This window comes from Fictibacillus solisalsi (assembly GCF_900103485.1).
GTDB classification, from domain to species: domain Bacteria; phylum Bacillota; class Bacilli; order Bacillales; family Fictibacillaceae; genus Fictibacillus_C; species Fictibacillus_C solisalsi.
Genome location: NZ_FNHW01000001.1, coordinates 1,169,263 through 1,188,510 on the forward strand (window position 1 = coordinate 1,169,263; position 19,248 = coordinate 1,188,510).

The 19,248-nt window shown below is 44.9% G+C and carries 22 protein-coding genes and 1 other RNA gene; 17 read left to right on the forward strand and 6 right to left on the reverse strand.

The annotated features are described in order from the left end of the window. The first annotated feature begins 44 nt into the window (after positions 1-44). Positions 45-1,340: a bacillibactin exporter BcbE gene (bcbE, locus tag BLT53_RS06065; protein ID WP_090233478.1), complete on the forward strand. Its 1,296-nt coding sequence runs from the start codon at positions 45-47 to the stop codon at positions 1,338-1,340. A gap of 33 nt (positions 1,341-1,373) precedes the next feature. On the opposite strand, the gene zwf is transcribed toward bcbE, so the two are convergent. Further along, positions 1,374-2,876 (reverse strand): glucose-6-phosphate dehydrogenase, encoded by a 1,503-nt coding sequence (gene zwf / locus BLT53_RS06070; RefSeq protein WP_090233480.1) that lies wholly within the window; start codon positions 2,874-2,876, stop codon positions 1,374-1,376. Positions 2,877-2,969: 93 nt separating this feature from the next. Between zwf and BLT53_RS06075 the strand changes: the two genes are divergently transcribed. From BLT53_RS06075 to BLT53_RS06115, 9 genes are all read left to right on the forward strand, one after another. Then, on the forward strand, positions 2,970-3,803 hold the full coding sequence (locus tag BLT53_RS06075; protein WP_090233481.1) for a sulfurtransferase: 834 nt from the start codon (positions 2,970-2,972) through the stop codon (positions 3,801-3,803). Between the two features lie 166 nt (positions 3,804-3,969). After that, the gene (gene ablB, locus BLT53_RS06080) at positions 3,970-4,830 is read left to right on the forward strand and encodes a putative beta-lysine N-acetyltransferase (RefSeq protein ID WP_090233483.1); all 861 of its coding nucleotides are present in this window, start codon (positions 3,970-3,972) and stop codon (positions 4,828-4,830) included. A gap of 68 nt (positions 4,831-4,898) precedes the next feature. After that, positions 4,899-6,284, forward strand: a complete 1,386-nt coding sequence (locus BLT53_RS06085) for a sigma-54 interaction domain-containing protein (protein WP_090233484.1) — start codon at positions 4,899-4,901, stop codon at positions 6,282-6,284. A 171-nt stretch (positions 6,285-6,455) separates the two neighbouring features. After that, the gene (gene kamA / locus BLT53_RS06090) at positions 6,456-7,880 is read left to right on the forward strand and encodes a lysine 2,3-aminomutase (RefSeq protein ID WP_425284652.1); all 1,425 of its coding nucleotides are present in this window, start codon (positions 6,456-6,458) and stop codon (positions 7,878-7,880) included. Positions 7,881-7,906: 26 nt separating this feature from the next. Further along, on the forward strand, positions 7,907-8,176 hold the full coding sequence (locus tag BLT53_RS06095; protein ID WP_090236730.1) for a YokU family protein: 270 nt from the start codon (positions 7,907-7,909) through the stop codon (positions 8,174-8,176). Between the two features lie 62 nt (positions 8,177-8,238). Further along, positions 8,239-9,606, forward strand: coding sequence for an aspartate aminotransferase family protein (locus tag BLT53_RS06100; protein WP_090233485.1), 1,368 nt, complete (start codon positions 8,239-8,241; stop codon positions 9,604-9,606). 16 nt (positions 9,607-9,622) lie between these two features. Next, a complete protein-coding gene (locus tag BLT53_RS06105; protein ID WP_090233487.1) occupies positions 9,623-10,348 on the forward strand; it encodes a CoA transferase subunit A in 726 nt (241 codons plus the stop codon). Then, positions 10,315-10,977, forward strand: a complete 663-nt coding sequence (locus tag BLT53_RS06110) for a 3-oxoacid CoA-transferase subunit B (RefSeq protein ID WP_090233488.1) — start codon at positions 10,315-10,317, stop codon at positions 10,975-10,977. The genes BLT53_RS06105 and BLT53_RS06110 overlap by 34 nt, the downstream gene beginning before the upstream one ends. Before the next feature lie 24 nt (positions 10,978-11,001). Then, positions 11,002-12,291 (forward strand): peptidase, encoded by a 1,290-nt coding sequence (locus tag BLT53_RS06115; protein WP_090233489.1) that lies wholly within the window; start codon positions 11,002-11,004, stop codon positions 12,289-12,291. Between the two features lie 10 nt (positions 12,292-12,301). Here BLT53_RS06115 and BLT53_RS06120 read toward each other — a convergent pair whose 3' ends face one another. After that, complete coding sequence (locus tag BLT53_RS06120; RefSeq protein WP_090233490.1) at positions 12,302-12,694, reverse strand: hypothetical protein; 393 nt, start codon at positions 12,692-12,694, stop codon at positions 12,302-12,304. Positions 12,695-12,790: 96 nt separating this feature from the next. Continuing rightward, entirely contained in the window at positions 12,791-13,042 is a 252-nt protein-coding gene (locus BLT53_RS06125) for a hypothetical protein (RefSeq protein ID WP_061969852.1), read from the reverse strand. 118 nt (positions 13,043-13,160) lie between these two features. Here BLT53_RS06125 and BLT53_RS24940 point away from each other — a divergent pair, with 118 nt between their 5' ends. The 3 genes from BLT53_RS24940 (at position 13,161) to BLT53_RS06135 (ending at position 14,480) form a co-directional block, all read left to right on the forward strand. Then, entirely contained in the window at positions 13,161-13,301 is a 141-nt protein-coding gene (locus tag BLT53_RS24940; protein ID WP_170834250.1) for a hypothetical protein, read from the forward strand. A gap of 32 nt (positions 13,302-13,333) precedes the next feature. Beyond that, a non-coding RNA gene (ssrS, locus tag BLT53_RS06130) (6S RNA) lies at positions 13,334-13,521 on the forward strand. A gap of 65 nt (positions 13,522-13,586) precedes the next feature. Then, positions 13,587-14,480, forward strand: a complete 894-nt coding sequence (locus BLT53_RS06135; RefSeq protein ID WP_090233492.1) for a 5'-3' exonuclease — start codon at positions 13,587-13,589, stop codon at positions 14,478-14,480. Between the two features lie 18 nt (positions 14,481-14,498). Here the strand turns inward: BLT53_RS06135 and BLT53_RS06140 are convergent, their stop codons facing one another. After that, on the reverse strand, positions 14,499-14,897 hold the full coding sequence (locus BLT53_RS06140; RefSeq protein ID WP_090233493.1) for a reverse transcriptase-like protein: 399 nt from the start codon (positions 14,895-14,897) through the stop codon (positions 14,499-14,501). Between the two features lie 82 nt (positions 14,898-14,979). On the opposite strand from BLT53_RS06140, the gene BLT53_RS06145 reads away from it, so the two are divergent. After that, the gene (locus BLT53_RS06145; protein WP_170834251.1) at positions 14,980-15,642 is read left to right on the forward strand and encodes a reverse transcriptase-like protein; all 663 of its coding nucleotides are present in this window, start codon (positions 14,980-14,982) and stop codon (positions 15,640-15,642) included. A 57-nt stretch (positions 15,643-15,699) separates the two neighbouring features. Then, the gene (locus BLT53_RS06150; RefSeq protein WP_244520361.1) at positions 15,700-15,978 is read left to right on the forward strand and encodes a DUF6123 family protein; all 279 of its coding nucleotides are present in this window, start codon (positions 15,700-15,702) and stop codon (positions 15,976-15,978) included. A 41-nt stretch (positions 15,979-16,019) separates the two neighbouring features. On the opposite strand, the gene BLT53_RS06155 is transcribed toward BLT53_RS06150, so the two are convergent. Continuing rightward, on the reverse strand, positions 16,020-16,271 hold the full coding sequence (locus BLT53_RS06155) for a DUF2564 family protein (RefSeq protein WP_090233499.1): 252 nt from the start codon (positions 16,269-16,271) through the stop codon (positions 16,020-16,022). Between the two features lie 80 nt (positions 16,272-16,351). Between BLT53_RS06155 and BLT53_RS06160 the strand changes: the two genes are divergently transcribed. Beyond that, on the forward strand, positions 16,352-16,993 hold the full coding sequence (locus tag BLT53_RS06160; RefSeq protein ID WP_090233500.1) for an HD domain-containing protein: 642 nt from the start codon (positions 16,352-16,354) through the stop codon (positions 16,991-16,993). A gap of 54 nt (positions 16,994-17,047) precedes the next feature. Here the strand turns inward: BLT53_RS06160 and BLT53_RS06165 are convergent, their stop codons facing one another. Beyond that, on the reverse strand, positions 17,048-17,368 hold the full coding sequence (locus tag BLT53_RS06165; protein WP_090233501.1) for a 2Fe-2S iron-sulfur cluster-binding protein: 321 nt from the start codon (positions 17,366-17,368) through the stop codon (positions 17,048-17,050). A 177-nt stretch (positions 17,369-17,545) separates the two neighbouring features. Here BLT53_RS06165 and BLT53_RS06170 point away from each other — a divergent pair, with 177 nt between their 5' ends. Then, positions 17,546-19,234: a formate--tetrahydrofolate ligase gene (locus BLT53_RS06170; RefSeq protein WP_090233503.1), complete on the forward strand. Its 1,689-nt coding sequence runs from the start codon at positions 17,546-17,548 to the stop codon at positions 19,232-19,234. Positions 19,235-19,248 lie beyond the last annotated feature (14 nt).

Here is a 19,248-nt window from a genome sequence, read left to right on the forward strand (position 1 = left end):
CATACTAAGAAAGATCAACGCCTGTTTGCGATTTGGAGGAGAATATGGAATCAAATCATAAAGATTCAAACAACAAGCTTGCTCTGATCTCACTGGCATCCATACCGCTTGTGATGACACTGGGCAACTCGATGCTTATTCCTGTCTTGCCATCAATTGAAAAACAACTTCATATTTCATCGTTTCAAGTATCCATGATCATCACGGTTTATTCCATAGTGGCCATTATACTCATTCCCGTTGCAGGCTATCTCTCTGACCGGATTGGAAGAAAAAAAGTAATCATTCCCAGCTTAATCATTGCTGGACTCGGCGGTCTGGTCACCGGATGGGCATCATGGAAAATGGATAATCCCTACTACATTATACTTTTAGGAAGACTGCTGCAGGGGATTGGGTCTGCTGGTGCAGCACCGGTTGTTCTTCCTCTTGTAGGGGACATGTTTAAGGATGAAAAGGACGTGAGCTCGGGCCTTGGTTTAATTGAAACAAGCAATACGTTCGGAAAAGTGCTGAGCCCAATTATCGGGGCTGCCTTGGCCATAGTCATCTGGCATTTGCCCTTTTGGTTTATTCCGATTTTTTGTCTGATCTCCATCGGCCTTGTTTCGTTTCTTGTAAAAACTCCAAAAAAAGAAGAAGACGCACCTGCTGCATTCAAGGAGTTCTTGCAGTCGTTTAAGAAAACCTTCAAAAGTAATGCCAGATGGCTCATCGCAACTTTTGCCATCGGTGGCATTGTTATGTTCGTCCTTTTTGGTGTTTTATTTTATTTGTCCACAACGCTTGAGGAAACTTATGGCATCAATGGTGTGAAAAAAGGGTTTGTTCTTGCTATCCCATTGTTGGCGCTTTCCATTTCTTCGTTTGTTGCCGGGAAAAAAATCGGCCAAAATAAAACGGTGATGAAATGGTTTACCTTTTGCGGTATTTTTCTTTTGTCTGTATCCATACTTAGCGTGACGTTCACAGACGGGCTTTATTTTCTGCTTGGCATTTTATTTGTGAGCGGAATCGGAATCGGAGCCGCTTTGCCATGTCTCGATGCGTTAATTACTGAGGGTATTGACAAAGAAGAAAGAGGAACGATTACTTCACTTTACAGTTCGATGCGGTTTGTTGGTGTCGCCTTGGGACCGCCGATCTACGCTCTGATCATGAAATCGGATCATTCTTATGTATTTTATGTTTCTTCGGGCGTAAGCCTGCTGGCCGCACTGCTCGCATTCTTTGCGATCAAGCCTGAAAAAGGTGAAAAAGGGGAAAAGGAAAAGAAACAAAGTGACGAAAAGGAACAAACAGAAGAACCTGCCAAATCCCTAAATCCTGCTTTACATTAAAAAACTCACGGCTGTGAAAGCCGTGAGTTTTTTTTATTGATTAATTTCGTTTCGAACGTTGGTCGGCGGCCACCATGTATAACCGTCTTCATTAAGGAGCTCTTCAGCTTCAAGAGGTCCCATGGTACCAGACGAATATTTGAAAAGTGGAATGTCCTTATTTTTCCAGGCGTTTGTAATGCCGTCAATGAATTCCCAGGAAAGGGCAACTTCATCCCAGCGGGTGAAGTACGTTGAATTGCCCTGCAGGCAGTCGTGCATCAGCTTTTCATAAGCCTCTGGTGTGTTCAACTCATTTTGGCAGTTATTGCAGTAGTTCATGTTAATTGGAAGCAGGGCAGGAAAATCTCCTTGCGGCTTCGCATTCAATGAAAGGCTCAACCCTTCATCCGGTTGGATGTGGATTCTCAGCAGGTTCGGCTGGTAGTGGTCATTATGTTCATGATAAAGGGCCATAGGGCCATTCTTAAATTGAACAACGATCTCTGTCGCTTTGGTTGCCATACGTTTTCCTGTACGAAGGTAAAACGGGACGCCAGCCCAGCGGAAGTTGTCGATGAAAATTCTTGCCGCTACAAATGTATCGGTTTTTGACGCTGGATCTACGTTTTCTTCGTCAACGTAGGCAGGAACCGTCTTCCCGTTCATTGAGCCTTCTTTGTATTGGCCGCGAATAATATTTTTCGCCACTTCATCTTCATTATAAAAACGCAGCGCACGGAGGACCTTTACTTTTTCGTCCCGGATCAGTTTTGGATCCAATCCGCCAGGCGGCTCCATGGCCACCATCATAGCCATTTGCAGCATATGGTTTTGAAGCATGTCCAGAATCGCTCCGGATTTTTCATAATATGAAGCGCGGTCTTCTACACCGAGGGTTTCACTGGAAGTAATCTGTACAGAAGAAATGTACTTATTATTCCAGATGGATTCAAAAATTGCATTTCCGAAACGGATTACCTGGATGTTTTGCACCATTTCTTTTCCAAGATAGTGGTCGATGCGGTAAATGCTCTCTTCCGGGAAACTTCTTTGAAGCTGTTCGTTAAGTTCGGTGGCAGAAGCAAGATCATGGCCGAATGGTTTTTCAATAACCAGACGCTGCCAACCACTTGTCTCTGTCAATCCTTCCGATTTCAGGAAGGTAGGAATGGTCCCGAAAAATTGTGGGGCCATGGCAAGATAGTACATGCGGTTTCCGTTAAGGGAATAGGTGCTGTCAAGTTCATCGGCAAGTTCTTTCAATTGATGATAGCTTTTTTCATTTGTAACATCCATTGGAATAAAATAAAAATGTGATGCAAATGTATCCACTTTCTCAGATGGGAAATCCCCAGTTTTGGCAACGGAAGCAATAACATCCTCCCGGAATTTCTCATGTGAAAAATCTTTTCTTCCCACTCCGATTACTGCAAACTTTTCGTTGAGCTTTTCCTTTTGGTACAATTGGAAGAGCGCAGGGTACAGTTTACGGTGAGCCAGGTCACCTGTAGCTCCAAAGAGTACAATACAGGCTTCTGGAATATGATTATCCATGTTATCAATCCTCACTTTACTAGTAATGCTTATGACATCAGTTTCCCCTATGTTTCAAAAAATAACGTAATTATTTTCGAAAGGAGTCGCCTCATGAAACACATTGTAACACAAGAATGGCTTAGGACTCATTTATCACGCTCGAATATCCTGATTTGCGACTGCAGGTTTAATTTGGCAGAGCCGGAAGAAGGAAGAAACAGGTATTTAAAATCCCATATTCCCGGATCCATCCATGTTGATCTGAACAAGGATTTATCAAGAGAAGTAACAAAGCACGGCGGCCGCCATCCATTGCCCTCCAAAGAAGAGGCAGCTGCAACGTTTGGCAGACTTGGCATCAATGATGAAAAAACAGTAGTAGCCTATGACGACCAGAATGGTTCAATGGCCGCACGGTTATGGTGGATGCTTAAATTTCTGGGACACGAAAAAGTGTTTGTTTTACAGGGAGGGTACTCCGCCTGGGAAGCAGCCGGGTATCCTGTTACAGATGAACGTACCATCGTTGAACCAAAAGACTTCAATATCCGCGAAAGTGATTGGCAGGCAGTGGGAATGGAAGATGTAAAGCAAGCGATGCAAAAAGAAGATGCGGTTATTATCGATTCAAGGGATGCGGCAAGGTACAGTGGTGAACAAGAAACGATCGATAAAAAGGCGGGACACATTCCGGGGGCTGTAAACAAACCATGGTTACAGAACATCAACAGCACAAAAGAATGGCATCCGACAGAGGAATTGAAGCGCCTTCATAAAGATCTTGCCGGCAAAAAAGAAATTATCGTATATTGTGGCTCCGGAGTCACAGCGTGTGCCAACATCCTCGGCATGAGTGAAGCGGGTATTGAACAGCTGGTACTGTATCCAGGCAGCTGGAGCGACTGGATATCCTATGACGACAATCCGGTTGAAACGAAAAAGTAAAATTTCACGTACCGTATATAAAGTATCAAATAAAAGAAAAAGCAGCTCAATGAAATGCCAGTGAAAGGCTTCGTTGGCGGCTTTTTTTCTGGAAAAAAGAATCTTGAAGGAATCCCTTCATTACATATGGAATAGGGAAGAAGAGTAAATCAGGGGGTGCAAGAGTATGCAAACAGATACATTCTACAAAGATACAACGATTGAGCAGCATGACATTAAAGCTTCCATTTGCCTTGATTATTTTAATGAAAGGCTTCGAGTTGACGATTACAGAGGAAACATCCAATCGATAGTCAAGGCTATTCACGACCTGGCCGAGCAGCATAGCTTTTCTAAAGTAATTGTTAAAGCAAGAGCAGAACATCTTTCTGAACTGCTTTCATTAGGATTTCTACCTGAGGCATGGTTCAGCCGTTATTTTAATGGCAGCGATTGCGTAGCCATGTGCAAATATTATAGCAACGAACGCAAACGAAGTGACTTTTGGGTGGAAGAGGACCGAATCATGGACAAGATTCATTCCAATCCGCCCGCGAAACAAGAAACTGTTTTGCCGGAATCGTATTCAATGCGCCAGGCGGTTCCTGAAGATGGCAACCGGTTGGCAGGATTATACAGCAAGGTTTTTGAAGTCTATCCCACGCCTATGAACGATTCTGACTATATCGAAAAAACAATGGAAAATGGCACGGTATACTTTGTCATCGAACATCAGGGGGAAGTAGTAAGCGCGGCTTCTGCCGACATCAACCAGACCTACCACAATGCTGAACTTACGGATTGTGCCACACTTCAGGAACATCGAAAATACGGTTTGATGAAAATACTGATCGACCAACTGGAACAAGAGCTAAAATCCCGCCACATCTATTGTGCCTATTCAATTGCTCGTTCCTTATCTTTTGGAATGAACGCTGTTTTCTCTCAGAGAGGCTACCTGTATCAAGGGAGATTGATCAAAAACTGCCTTATTTTTGATAAATACGAAGACATGAATTTGTGGGTAAAAGATTTATCCTCCATGTAGTGCCGGATTTTCGGCAGTTGTGATGAATTTTCAGCAGCATGTCTTTTATCCCAATGGAGGTGCCCGTGATGAAAGAAAAAGTGGAAACCATCGAAATACTGAAGGCCATTTTAAAAACGATTGACGAGGGCATTCATGCGGTCGATGCAAAGGGGATGACCATTTTTTATAATGAAGTAGCAGCCTCACTGGATGGGTTGAAGGTAAGTGATGTCATCGACTATCATGTTCTCGATGCTTTTCCTTCCCTCAATCAGGATACGAGTACATTATTAAAAGTAATCAAAACCGGAAAGCCCATCATCAATGAGCAGCAAACCTATACGAACTTTAACGGAAAGAGAGTGGATACAGTCAATACCACTCTTCCACTGTTAGTCAATGGTAAACTGATCGGGGCGATTGAAATCTCAAAAGATTTGACTAAAATCAAACAGCTGTCCGAAAAACTTCTCGATATGCAGGCGCAATTTCATAAAGCCCATCCAAAATCAATGTCCCACGGGCACTTTGCTTCCTACCATCTGAATGATTTTATTTCGGCGGACCCGGCCATTGAACAATTGAAACACCTCCTGATAAAAGTGTCACAGACATCATCTCCCGTGTTGATGTTTGGGGAAACGGGAACCGGCAAGGAAGTTTTAATTCAAGGGATTCACAATCAGTCTCCCCGAAAAAACAAACCGTTTATTGCGCAAAACTGCGCAGCTATTCCGTCACAGTTGCTCGAAAGTATTTTGTTCGGCACCTTAAAAGGCAGTTTTACGGGAGCCGTGGAACGGCCGGGGCTTTTTGAGATTGCAGACGGGGGCACATTATTTCTTGACGAGATCAATTCCATGCCTCTTGATATCCAGGCCAAGCTGCTGCGGGTGCTTCAGGACGGAGTGGTGAGCAGGGTAGGAGAAACAAAAGGGAAGGCTGTCAATGTGAGAATTATGGCAGCATTAAATGAACATCCGGTGGAATGTGTTAAAAATAATAAACTTAGGGAAGATCTCTACTATCGTCTGAATGTTATTTTCTTTGAGGTTCCTCCACTTCGCGAACGGCAATTGGATATTGAACTTCTGGCCCGGCATTTTATTTCACACTACAACCATACTTTTCATAAACAAGTGAAAGGCATTACAGATAAAGCGCTGCAGTTCCTGTGCGAGTATCATTGGCCGGGAAATGTACGTGAGCTCAAGCATGTCATTGAATACGCAATGAACATGGCAGAGGATCATCAGCCTATCCGGAATTCCGACCTCCCCGATCACCTTTTGGGTAAGAGCAAACCACAGGCAGAAACATCTATCGTGCCTTTGCGAGAAGCACTGGCAAGAAGGGAAGAGGAACTGATTTCCACCGCGCTTTCCAAAACAGACGGCAACATCCAACAAGCAGCACAGCTCTTAAAAATCCCGCGACAAACCCTTCAATATAAATTACGAATGAAAACATGACGAACCGCCGAATTTTCGGCGGTTTTTTCTTTTTCCCATCCAGGTGTGCTACCGCATACAGTGGTAATAAACCGCACAGACGCAGAAAAACCGTCAATCATGCGGGGCTGTGCATTTGGCACGAAACTTGCAACTGGAGTATATGAGCTCAGTATACAAGGAGGTAACATCATGCCGATCGTAAATGGATTGTACCAGCCAAAACGACATTGGAAAGAGATCGAGTTATGGAAGGATGTCACAGAAGAACAATGGAATGACTGGCTATGGCAGTTGACGCATACCGTAAGAACCCTGGATGATTTAAAAAAGGTTGTCAATTTAACGCCTGAAGAAGAGGAAGGCGTCCGCATATCAACTATGACCATCCCGCTGAATATCACCCCCTATTATGCCTGGCTGATGGACCGGGATGATCCCCGCTGCCCGATACGAATGCAGTCGGTTCCTGTTGGCAAGGAAATCCTGAAAACAAAATATGATTTGGAAGATCCCCTTCATGAAGACGAGGATTCACCTGTACCGGGATTGACCCACCGATATCCTGACCGGGTCCTTTTTCTTGTAACCAATCAGTGCTCGATGTATTGCCGGTACTGCACAAGGCGAAGGTTCTCCGGCCAGATTGGCATGGGGGTTCCAAAAAAGCAGCTGGACGCCGCAATTGATTATATTGCCGCTACTCCACAGGTACGGGATTGCCTGATTTCGGGAGGCGATGGTTTATTAATTAACGATAACATTCTCGAATACATTTTAAAGAGGTTAAGAGCCATACCGCATATGGAAATTATCCGAATTGGAACCCGTGCTCCAGTCGTGTTTCCACAGCGGATTACAGAGAACCTATGCAATATTTTAAAGAAATACCATCCTGTCTGGCTGAACACTCATTTTAATACATCGATAGAAATTACCGAGGAATCCAAACGGGCTTGTGAAATGCTGGCAAATGCCGGAGTTCCGGTCGGCAACCAGTCTGTTATCCTTGCCGGGATCAATGACAGCACACATATTATGAAAAAATTGATGCATGACCTCGTAAAAATCAGGGTCCGCCCTTACTATATTTATCAATGCGATTTGTCCGAGGGAATCGGCCATTTCCGGGCGCCGGTCTCTAAAGGTCTTGAAATTATCGAAGCACTTCGCGGGCATACGTCAGGTTATGCGGTTCCAACTTTTGTTGTAGATGCACCTGGAGGTGGCGGAAAAATTTCCCTGCAGCCGAATTACCTTATATCACAAAGTCCCGATAAAGTGATCCTGAGAAATTTTGAAGGCGTGATCACTTCCTATCCTGAGCCGCAAAACTATGTGCCGGGAAAAGCGGACGGTTATTTTAATGAAACGATGAATATTACAGAGCAGCCTGCAGCGATCGGCATCACCGCTCTTATGAAAGATGAAAAGTTTAATATAGTTCCGGAAGGATTGAACCGGTTCGACCGCAGAAAAACGTATGAGACGAATCCCGAGCATGCCACTCTTAAGGATAAGCGCGGAAAAAGGGATGAAATGAAAGAAAAAAAATATAAGCATGAACAGCAAAAAGAAGCCGTTAAATCTGACGATGCCCCGGTAAAAGAAGCCTAAAGGAGGTGCAGCTGGTGAAGGAATGCATGTGGTGCAATGAAGAAGCAGCTGAGCATATGACAAAAACAGGCTACTGGGAGCTTCATGATGGAACCCGCGCGCTCCAGATTGATGAGATTCCTGCTGTATGTTGTTCATCCTGCGGCATGGAATACCATGAAGATCATGTGGTTGAAGAGATCGAAGATCAATTGCTTTTGATTGATACAAAAAAGCTGGGCAAAGTGGTGTCATTTAACGAACTGATGGCCACAGAACGTTTTTTAAAGAAGAATTACTTTAAATTTTATAATTGAACCTTTTAAAGCAACGGATCTACATCCGTTGCTTTCCAACATAAGAGAGAGGGGTGCCCCCCGTGGAGAAATCAGGCATCATCAAACCGGTTTTGGACGCAAATTATCCGACAATCAGCCATGGTAAGGGTATATATTTGTACGATTCAGAAGGGAAACGGTATATCGATGGTTCATCTGGAGCGATAACAGCGAACATTGGTCATGGCGTGGAGGAAATTGCCCAAGTCTTGGAGAAACAAGCAAAACAGATTGCGTTTGTGTATCGTTCCCATTTCACAAGTGCTCCGTCTGAACGTCTGGCAAATAAACTCGCAGCTATGGCTCCGGGAGATTTGAACTGGACATTTTTTGTAAACAGCGGTTCAGAAGCAACCGAAACAGCATTGAAGGTTGCGATTCAATATTTTCAAGAGCAGGGGATCCGCACAAAGACAAAAATCATTTCCAGATGGACCAGCTACCATGGAATAACCCTGGGAGCGCTGTCAATGTCAGGGCATGCCCTGAGAAGAGAACGTTTTTCTGACCTGCTTGAAGATTTCCCTGCGGTTGCAGCTCCCTATTGTTACCACTGCCCGCTGAGCAAATCCTATCCGGGATGCGGGCTTGCGTGCGGCAATGAGCTGGAGCGGGCCATCGGGGACATAGGGGCCGAAAACATTGCGGCTTTTATTTTTGAACCAATTGTGGGTGCAGCTGGAGGTGCCATAACCCCGCCTCCGGGCTACTACGGGAAAATCAAAGAGATTTGTGACCGGCACAACATCCTGACGATTGCAGATGAGGTCATGACAGGTATGGGAAGAACAGGGAAAATGTTTGCGGTAGAGCATTGGGGAATTGAGCCCGATATCATGACATTAGGCAAGGGTATGAGTGCGGGATATACACCAATGGCCGCTACAATGGTATCTGACCGGATCATTGATGTGATTCGAAAGGGCTCTAAAATTGTCATGAGTGGGCATACCTTCAGTGCCAATCCGCTGTCAGCGGCAGTTTGCGGGGAAGTGATCGAGTATATGGAGAAGCACGAACTTGTACGGAACGCAGAGGAGCAGGGAAAAAAACTGATAGCGGGTCTTCAGGACCTTCAGAAAAAATATTCAATCATCGGTGAAGTCAGAGGAAAAGGGCTGCTATGCGGGCTGGAGATGGTTAGCGATGCGGCCACCCGGGTTCCTTTTTCAGCCTCCCACCGTGTGGGGGAACTGTTTATTTCACTCTGTTTTAAAAACGGGCTTGTTATATATCCGGCATTTGGCGGAGTTACTGGATTTGAGGGAGATTCCGTACTGATTTCCCCTCCTTTAACCATTACCTCATTCCAAATCTATGAAATGCTAAGAATACTGGATGAAAGTATGGAGGAACTGATGAACAGCCTCATTTCAGCTGGTATACTCGCCCATAAAGCGACAAGTTAAGGAGGGATGATAAAGAATGGTATCCCAATCAACAGAAGGTTCATCAAAAACCAAGCAGATATCTATAGAAGCAGCAGCAGCCCATTTCTTTAACGGCATGACACTGATGGTCGGCGGATTTGGTGGGGTGGGCGCTCCACCGGGCTTGATTAATGTGTTGATTGATAGACAGATTAAGGACATTTACATGATCAGCAACGATACAGGATTCCCCTGGATTGGACCGGGAAAGCTGATTACCGAAAAACGGGTTTCCCGATTAATCGCCTCTCATATCGGTTCCAACCCGGAGGCAGGTAAACAGATGCAAAATGGTGAACTCGCCGTCGAATTCATTCCTCAAGGAACGCTCGCTGAAAAAATCAGAGCCGGTGGAATGGGGCTTGGCGGGATTCTGGTGGATGTCGGATTCGGAACCATCGTGGAAAAGGGAAAGCAAACAGTGGAAGTGCAAGAAAAAACGTTCATGGTTGAACCGGCGCTTACAGCGGATGTTTCCATCGTATATGCAAAACAATCGGATACGTATGGCAATCTCATATACGATAAGAGCGCAAGAAATACCAATCCGCTGGTGGCTATGGCCGGGAATGTGACTATAGCCGAGGTGGAAGAAATCGTTCCTGCAGGACAGCTGGATCCGGAATGTGTGGTAACACCGGGGGTCTTTGTGGATTATATCGTTCAAAGCAAAGGGGTGGACTGGAAATGGGTCTGGGAATTGAAACAAGACACCAAATAGCAAGGAGAGCCGCCCTGGAAATTGAACGGGGGATGATTGTGAATTTGGGGATCGGTATTCCGACTCTTGTCGCGGACTATATTCCAGGAAACTATGGGGTGATGCTGCATACGGAAAATGGCATTCTCGGCATGGGAGGGTCTCCACCGCCGGGAAAAGAAGACGGCAACCTTTCCAATGCAGGGGGGTATCCGGTAACGCTGATTCCCGGGGCCTCATATTTCGACAGTGCCACGGCATTTGGGATCATACGCCGTGGGCTGCTCGATATAACGGTGCTGGGCGCCCTGGAAGTAAGTGAACAGGGGGATATTGCCAACTGGATTGTTCCTGGAAAAAGAGTGCCAGGTATGGGTGGTGCGATTGATCTTGCCCAAAAATCAAAAAAAGTCATTGTGCTGATGAACCATTCCGATAAAGAGGGGAACCCCAAAATCGTAAAAAATTGCAAATTGCCGCTTACTGTAAAAAGAGGAGCTCATATGATCATTACCGAAAAAGCGGTGATTGACATCGAGAATGAAAAGCTTGTCCTGAGAGAAGTCATGTATCCGCATTCGGTCGAAGAAGTGGTTGAATCAACAGGCGCTCCGCTTGAAATCCGTAATGAGGTTATGACCTTTCAATAAAGCCTAATATTCAGGAGGGATCATATGTTAGAGGAAATTCAGAAGTGGATGATAAAGAAAAAACCGGAGGCGGTCTCGTTCCTTCAGCAAATGGTTCGTAAGAACAGCGAACAGGGAAATGAAAAAGAGGTACAGCTGCTGATTGCCGAAAAGCTAAAAGATATAGGCTGTGAAGTAGATCTTTGGCATCCGGACGAAGAGGAGTTTCTTTTGCATCCCTATTTTTGTGCGACTCGAACAGATTTTTCGAACAGCCCTAACGTAGCCGCAGTAATTAAAGGAACAGGAGGCGGCAGGTCAGTTGTTCTCAATGGCCATGTGGATGTCGTCCCACCGGGCGATATCAGCCAGTGGAAAAACGATCCGTACAGCGGTACCATTAAGGATGGAAAGCTGTACGGCAGAGGGGCTACTGATATGAAAGGTGGCAATCTCTGTCTGTTGCTCGCAATGGAATGCATCAAGGATCTGAAGCTGGAACTAAAAGGGGATGTCATCTTTCATAGTGTGATGGAAGAGGAGAGTGGGGGAGCCGGAACACTCGCCGCCATATTAAGGGGATACACAGCGGATGCCGCCATTATCCCAGAACCGACTAACATGAAAATTTTCCCTAGCCAGCAAGGTTCCATGTGGTTCAGAGTCCATATTTTTGGCCGCTCTGCACACGGCGGAACCCGGTATGAAGGAGTCAGCGCGCTTGAAAAAGCCATAGTCGTCATACAGGAAATCCAGCGGCTTGAGAAAACGAGAAACGAAAGAATCACCGATCCCCTGTATGAGAAGATTCCGATTCCAGTTCCAATCAACCTTGGAAAAATATCAGGCGGTGACTGGCCATCTTCAGTTCCTGATTGTATTGTGATTGAAGGGAGAATTGGAGTTGCTCCAAATGAAACGCTAGAGCAAGTAAGGAACGAGCTTGAAGATAGAATGGCAAGTATTCAGGACGATTGGTTAATCAATCATCCACCCCGGGTGGAATGGTTCGGAGCCCAATGGCTTCCTGGCTCCATTGATCCGGAACATGAGTTAATGCAGCTTCTCAAAAAGCGATTTAAGGATATCTCCGGCGCCGAGCCTGTTATTGAAGCTTCACCATGGGGAACAGACGGCGGACTTCTGACAGCAGTAGGACACACGCCGAGCATAGTATTTGGGCCTGGCGTCACTTCTGTCGCTCATTATCCGGATGAATACATCGAACTGGATAAAATTTTTGAGGCGGCAGCTATGATCATCCTAACGATTTTGGACTGGTGCGGAGTAAACCATCAGCCACAACAAAAAGAGCTTCTTAAAAAGGAGAAGTAACGGCGATTAACTATAATGAAGAGGAAGATTCGGGCAAATCAGGGCCTGTGATTGGTGGAAGAGAGCGCCAATGGATGGCTAAAGAAGAGATGTGTTCTTTGGTGATTAATGATGAAGTATGGCGGGGGCATGGAGCTTTGAGCATGTCATACACAAAGTTCAATCCAAGGGGCAGCAAGAAAGCAGGAGTATAAAGGGGAAAAAATTGGCTCAGCTTGTACACAGCTTCATACGTGATGGCAAGCTCGTACAACAGGTACGGCGCTCCTGATTGGGTAACAATAAAGGTTCTGTAAGCGAAGGATTCACTTTCATAATATTGAGAAACAATCTGATACTCTTTTTTCTCGATTTGGCAGTTTGGAATTTTAAACAGATGGGAATCTGGATTTCTAACAGACAATCGTTGTCCTCCTTTCGTCTCATTTCATTATGATTTCGCGGTAAAAAGAGGTTTTTCCTTTTATGAAATAAAAAAAGATGAACAAAATGTTCATCTTTAAAGGGGATTATTTTGAGCTCTTTTAATAAAGGTCTCTTCTTCACCCACTACGCCGCAGGCAGCACATTGAATGAGTTTGCTGGCTCCGTTGTAAGGAATATGAAAAGGATCAAGCTCTTCATTGCTGTTGTACTGGTTGACAACGGAGCCAGTTGCAGGATCCAGTTTTACCGATTGCGGGACCTGATCAATAATGTTAAACCGTGTACGGTTGGTTTTGCAGTTTGGGCATAAATAAGCATTTGCCATGAGTAAACCAGCCTCCTTTTAATACATAGGATTGCCATTATGAGGAAAATTATAAGGAGGATTCTTTTTTTGACTTTCGGGAACCATAGGTATATTCTATAAACAGGAGCTGACCACATTGGGAAGACAGAAAAAAGGAAATGCCAATGCCCAGCGTAACAACAACGCAAAGAAAATGGAACAGCGCAGTGATACAGAATTTGCCGCTATGGATGAGCAGCAAAGTGACAATCACCGCCACGGCAAGAAAACAAAGTAAGTATTTACAAATTCCAACATTAGAGTTATAATTACATTCTGCGATGTTAGTGGCTCTTATTTTGTCTTAAACCGATATGAGTAATTCGGGAATCCTAAATGACGGGTTGAATACACCGTGCCTCTCCATTACGCAGAGGAAGGTGGAAAGACCGCTGCGGATACCCACCTGTGAGAACGGGTTTTTAAGACAGGATGAGCTACGGCAAAGCGGATATACATAACAAGCTTATTTTACTCCTTAGGTAAAATAAGTTTTTTTATTATTGGCGGGATGGTGGAAAGTATGTCGGAAGAAACACAAGAAAAATTGCTGTTAATCGATGGGTTTAACCTGCTGAGCAGATGTTATTTTGCCACAGCATACGGTAAGGAATGGGATCAGCTCACGCGCAATTCACAGGGCCTGTTTATCAATGGACTGCGGGCCAAGATCCAAAAGCTTCTCCAGCTCGTAAGAATTCATGAACCTACACATTTGGCCATCGCTTGGGATGTAAAGAGAAACGAAACGTTGCGCAAAGAAAAGTTCCAGGACTACAAGGGAACCCGAAACGAGCTTCCTGAACCTTTGATCCAGCAGTACGAAACAGCGGTTACGCTCTTTAATACATTAGGTCTTCCGCAGTTTACCATTCCGAGATATGAAGCAGATGATATTATCGGTACGTTTACCCAAAAATGGCGGGATGAGAAACAAGGAGAATGCATTATCTACAGCAATGACCGTGACTTGCTGCAGCTTTTATGCGAACAAACGTCCCAGCTTATTGCTGCCAAAAAGGGTGAAATTAAATATACAGTGCATGATTTCCGCGATGACTATGGAATTGAGCCTTCCCAATGGATCGATGTGAAAGCATTGCTTGGTGATAAGAGTGACAATATCCCAGGGGTAGCAGGGGTCGGCGAGAAAGCAGCGCTGCCTTTGGTTCAGCAATATAGAAGCGTGGAAGGCATTTATGAATCCGTGGATGAACTGGATGTGAAGTACAAAAGATATTTCAAGAAACTGCAGCTGGGTCGTGAGATGGCGTTCCTAAGCCGCGACCTCTGTGAAATCTACAGGGATGTTCCTGATATTCTGGACTTGAATTTTGATGATATCCGAATTAAAGTCAATCGTTCGTTATTGAAGGATGAATTATCCCGACTTGAAATCAATGTCAGAGTGGGCTGAAAATGGCCCGCTCCTTTTTTATGTAGTTTTATTCAGTTGGACAGCCTTTCGGGCGAGTTCGTCGGCAACCTTATTTTGTTTGCTTGGGATCCATTTGATAAAGAATAATTGCAATGTATCCATCTTTGCCAATGCTTCTTGAAGAAGGCCGTCATATCGTTTGTCTTTGGCAAAACGTTTTTCAACTGCCCGATCAACGGCCTGAGAATCCGTACGGAATGAAACGGAATCATACTTCTTTTCCAAACAAATATCAAGAGCGAGAAGCAAGGCTTTGAACTCCGCTTCATGATTGGAGAGGCTGCCGAGCGGGATACTGTGTTGTTCAACTTTACCATTTCCGAGTTTAATAAAGATCCCGGCTCCTGATGGCCCCGGGTCTCCCGCACTGGCTCCATCAATATAAACTTCAATCACATCTCATCCCTCCTGTTAGTTCTATTATAGCCAAATGGGATACAATAAGGTAGGAGATTAATTTTGATGGGAGGTCATGGTTTTGAAACTGACGCTGGAATGGGAGTACAAACCTTCAAAGTCGAAAGAAACGGTTCGATTTGTATCAGATCCGGTTACAGTTGAGCGTGCAGTACAGCTTGCGGCTGATATTGAGAAAACAGGGAGGCTCGGCAACTTAAGTTTTATGGATGAATCCGGAGTCTATTGGTCCAGGAAGGAACTTCAAAAAATGGTGGCGGTCATTGTGACAGAGCCAACGGATATTGTTGCCTACTTTGACGGAGGCTTTCAAAAGGATATCCAGGAATCCGGCCAGGGGGTAGCGATCTATTATACACAAAGTCACAAGAATTACCGTGTAAGGACGAATGCCGCTTTCGACGAGATTTCATCAAACAGCGAATCGGAATATGCTGCTCTCTGGCTTCTTGTCAATGAACTGGATGCATTGGGTGTGCATCATACTTCTGTTACAATCAAAGGCGATTCGATGGGTGTGATACATCAAATGAGCGGCGAATGGCCTTGCTATGAAGAAAACCTTCAGCGGTGGATGGACCGGATTGAAGAAAAAATGAAAAAACTCGGGCTTCAGCCTGTCTTTGAACTCCTGAACCGAAATGACAATAAAGAAGCAGATACCTTAGCCACACAGGCGTTGAACGGCAATATCATTCATGGAAAAAAAGAAATTATTGATTAAAGCCATTTTGAATTGTTAAAATTTAAAGGAAACTTTTTTAGAATGGGATGGGATATTTTGTCGCAGTTTTCAATCCAGGACTATTTCCAGCACCTTGCATCCAAAGGGATTAAGTTGAAAGAAAGCGATACAGCCTTTATTGAATTTGGAAAACAATTTACCGGGATGAGTGATTATATGGTCAGTATTTCGATCGAAATCACATTGAAGGTCCAACGGGAGTTTGATGGAAGTTATTATATTGCTCTTCTGGAAGGGTTTAAAGAAAATAACATTACGACCAAGAAAAAAGCGTATGCGTATGTAAACTATCTTGAACTGGAACTTACCGTTTAATATTCATAATAAAAAGCCGGAGATCTCCGGCTTTTCCTTCTTTAAGGCTTTAATGCCTCATTAATTTGCTGTTCACACTGCTGAAGAGTTTCTTTGGCATGCTCCAAGAACATGCCATCCATGCCTGTGGGGTTTTTGAGTGCTTCCTCATACTGCTGCTTGGCGGTATCAAGCGCTTCTTTGGCTGCATGCAGCTGTCCAGGGTCCATGCTCATTGTTGCATGTCCGATGATTCGCTGTGCACTCTGGATTGACATATCCACTTGTTTTAACTCATTGTACGGTTCTGACATCCCATTCACCTACCTGTTTTTGAATTAGTATGTCTACCGCAGCCATTTTTTATAAGGAATGAAGAAAGTAGGGAGTAATTTTGAACAAAATACTGAAAGCAGCAGAGAACTATGCAAAATCGGTGCACGGTCACGAGGGAAGCGGGCACGACTGGTGGCATATATATAGAGTGAATAAATTGGCCTGTTCCATCGCCATAGAAGAAGGGGCAGATTCTTTTATTTGCAGCCTGGCTGCGCTCTTGCATGACATCGCCGATGAGAAATTGAATGGTTCAGAAGAAGAGGGGCTTCAAAAAGTCCAACGTTGGATGCGAGATAACGATGTCCCTGCTTATGTATGCACAGAGGTTCTTAACATCATTTCAACTATGTCCTATAAAGGCGGCAACACTGTTCCGATGTCGTCTCTTGAAGGCAGAGTGGTTCAGGATGCTGACCGGCTGGATGCCATCGGAGCGATTGGCATTGCGCGTACATTTGCTTATTCGGGACATATCGGACAGTTGATTTATGATCCGGATATTAAGGTTAGAAGCAATATGACAAAAGAGGAATACCGAAATGGGAGATCGACGGCCGTAAATCATTTCCACGAAAAACTTTTGAAACTCAAAAGCAGGATGAACACATCCTATGGAAAACAGCTGGCAGCACGCCGCCATGAAGAAATGGAGCACTTTTTAGCCGTGTTTTTTGAGGAATGGGAAGGAAGGCGATAAAAAGAAGGGGAGATTCGCATGGAGCATGCGGCTCCCCAGGTAGTGGCGTTGGATTTATTCTGCCGGACGTGGTCCTGCGTCAACACCGTCTTTTGAGGAAGTCATGGCGGGTGCGATTTCAGCATCCCCACTGACTCTTACCTGGCAGGAAAGGCGGATATTCTCACCAAGGCCTTTCGTTTCGATGATTTTCCGTTCTGCTTCGCCCATCTCACCGAAGCTGCCCTGCAGCACTTCCACCCGGCAGGTCGTGCACCTTGCATTGCCCCCGCAACGGTGAAGAATATCTACTCCTTGGTCTTCGAGTCCAAGAACGAGTTTCTTGCCGCTTTCAATTTCATATTCGCCGAAACCCTTTACAGTGATCTTTGCCATTAAAAAGAACCTCCTTAAATATGTAAATTGTAATCCCTTCCATTATAGTATACATGGGTCTGCAGCAAAAATGAAAATTTGGATACATAATTAAGGCAGGAAAAGCAACATTATCTTTTATGCCTGTTTTTTTGTAGAATAAGAATAGCACGTATTTTTACAGGGGGTACACTATAGATGACAAAGGAAGTAACGCACAAGTCTGACATCGAGATTGCACAGGAAGCAAGCATGAAACGGATTGAAGAGATCGCTGCCCAACTGAACCTGACCGAAGAGGATTGGGAACCGTATGGTCGCTACAAAGCCAAGTTATCCCTGGATTTATTTGATAAACTAAAAACCGCATCGGAAGGCAAGGTGGTCCTGGTGACTTCCATCAATCCCACACCCGCCGGAGAAGGGAAATCAACCGTCACCGTTGGTCTTGGCCAGGCATTGAACCGGCTTGGTGAAAAAGCCATCATTGCACTTCGAGAACCTTCGCTTGGACCAAGCATGGGACTCAAAGGTGGAGCGGCTGGCGGTGGCTATTCACAAGTCATACCAATGGAAGATATCAATCTTCATTTTACGGGGGATATTCACGCGATTACAACAGCAAACAATGCGTTGGCTGCATTCATCGATAATCATATACATCGGGGAAATGAGTTGAAGATCGATCCTCGCCGCATTGTCTGGAAACGGGTAATTGACATGAATGATCGCGCCTTGCGTAACATCGTGATTGGCCTGGGCGGACCGATACAAGGTGTCCCGCGTGAGGATGGTTTTGACATAACTGTTGCCTCAGAGGTGATGGCCATATTCTGTCTCGCCCGGGATCTGAAGGATTTAAAGAAAAAGCTTTCCCGAATGGTGGTTGCATATACATATGATAACCAGCCAGTAACCGTTAGTGATCTGAAGGTGGAAGGTGCGCTTACCCTGCTGTTAAAGGATGCGCTACGTCCCAATCTGGTACAAACCCTGGAAAATACACCTGCCATTATACATGGAGGGCCTTTTGCGAATATTGCCCACGGCTGTAACAGCATTATTGCGACCAAATTGGCCAGTAAGCTGGGTGACTTTGTGGTTACCGAAGCAGGATTTGGTGCAGACCTTGGAGCCGAAAAGTTTTTAAATATCAAATCACGATACGGCGAACTAAAGCCTAGTGCAGTTGTTATTGTGGCCACTGCCCGTGCCCTGAAAATGCATGGTGGTGTAGATAAGACCCAACTATCGGTTGAGAATATAGCCGCCCTTGCAAAAGGGATGGCCAACCTTGAAAAGCACATTGAAACCATTCAGGCGTTTGGTTTACCGTTTGTCGTAGGGTTGAACCGGTTTGTATCGGATCATGATGAGGAAGTGCAGCATATCCTGAATTGGTGCAGAGAGCGAAACATTCCTGTGGAGATTGCAGATGTTTGGTTAAAAGGCGGAGAAGGCGGCGAGGATCTGGCACGAACGGTGCTGAATATCATCGAAACCCAATCGAATGCGTTTGAACCTTTGTATACGCTTGATCAACCTCTGGAAGAAAAAATTATTACCATCGCTGAAAAGGTGTATGGTGCGGCAGGTGTCCAATTCTCGCAAAAAGCGTTGGCGCAGCTCAGGGAATTTGAACAGCAAGGCTGGTCCTCCCTTCCTGTTTGCATGGCGAAAACACAATATTCCCTGTCGGATGATCCTAAGAAGCTTGGGCGGCCGACGGAATTTGTGATTTCCATTCGTGAATTAAAAGCATCTATAGGTGCGGGTTTTATTGTCGCGCTCACAGGTGATGTCATGACAATGCCAGGCCTTCCGAAGTCACCTGCTGCCCTGAATATGGATGTTACGGAAGATGGAAAAGCGGTAGGATTGTTTTAAAGAACAATCAGGTC

Excerpts from the sequence above, each read along its gene's own strand:
- bcbE (WP_090233478.1), top strand. The coding sequence starts at position 45 with ATGGAATCAAATCATAAAGATTCAAACAACAAGCTTGCTCTGATCTCA.
- zwf (WP_090233480.1), bottom strand. The coding sequence starts at position 2,876 with ATGGATAATCATATTCCAGAAGCCTGTATTGTACTCTTTGGAGCTACA.
- BLT53_RS06075 (WP_090233481.1), top strand. The coding sequence starts at position 2,970 with ATGAAACACATTGTAACACAAGAATGGCTTAGGACTCATTTATCACGC.
- ablB (WP_090233483.1), top strand. The coding sequence starts at position 3,970 with ATGCAAACAGATACATTCTACAAAGATACAACGATTGAGCAGCATGAC.
- BLT53_RS06085 (WP_090233484.1), top strand. The coding sequence starts at position 4,899 with ATGAAAGAAAAAGTGGAAACCATCGAAATACTGAAGGCCATTTTAAAA.
- kamA (WP_425284652.1), top strand. The coding sequence starts at position 6,456 with ATGCCGATCGTAAATGGATTGTACCAGCCAAAACGACATTGGAAAGAG.
- BLT53_RS06095 (WP_090236730.1), top strand. The coding sequence starts at position 7,907 with ATGTGGTGCAATGAAGAAGCAGCTGAGCATATGACAAAAACAGGCTAC.
- BLT53_RS06105 (WP_090233487.1), top strand. The coding sequence starts at position 9,623 with ATGGTATCCCAATCAACAGAAGGTTCATCAAAAACCAAGCAGATATCT.
- BLT53_RS06110 (WP_090233488.1), top strand. The coding sequence starts at position 10,315 with ATGGGTCTGGGAATTGAAACAAGACACCAAATAGCAAGGAGAGCCGCC.
- BLT53_RS06115 (WP_090233489.1), top strand. The coding sequence starts at position 11,002 with ATGTTAGAGGAAATTCAGAAGTGGATGATAAAGAAAAAACCGGAGGCG.
- BLT53_RS06125 (WP_061969852.1), bottom strand. The coding sequence starts at position 13,042 with ATGGCAAATGCTTATTTATGCCCAAACTGCAAAACCAACCGTACACGG.
- BLT53_RS06135 (WP_090233492.1), top strand. The coding sequence starts at position 13,587 with ATGTCGGAAGAAACACAAGAAAAATTGCTGTTAATCGATGGGTTTAAC.
- BLT53_RS06155 (WP_090233499.1), bottom strand. The coding sequence starts at position 16,271 with ATGTCAGAACCGTACAATGAGTTAAAACAAGTGGATATGTCAATCCAG.
- BLT53_RS06165 (WP_090233501.1), bottom strand. The coding sequence starts at position 17,368 with ATGGCAAAGATCACTGTAAAGGGTTTCGGCGAATATGAAATTGAAAGC.
- BLT53_RS06170 (WP_090233503.1), top strand. The coding sequence starts at position 17,546 with ATGACAAAGGAAGTAACGCACAAGTCTGACATCGAGATTGCACAGGAA.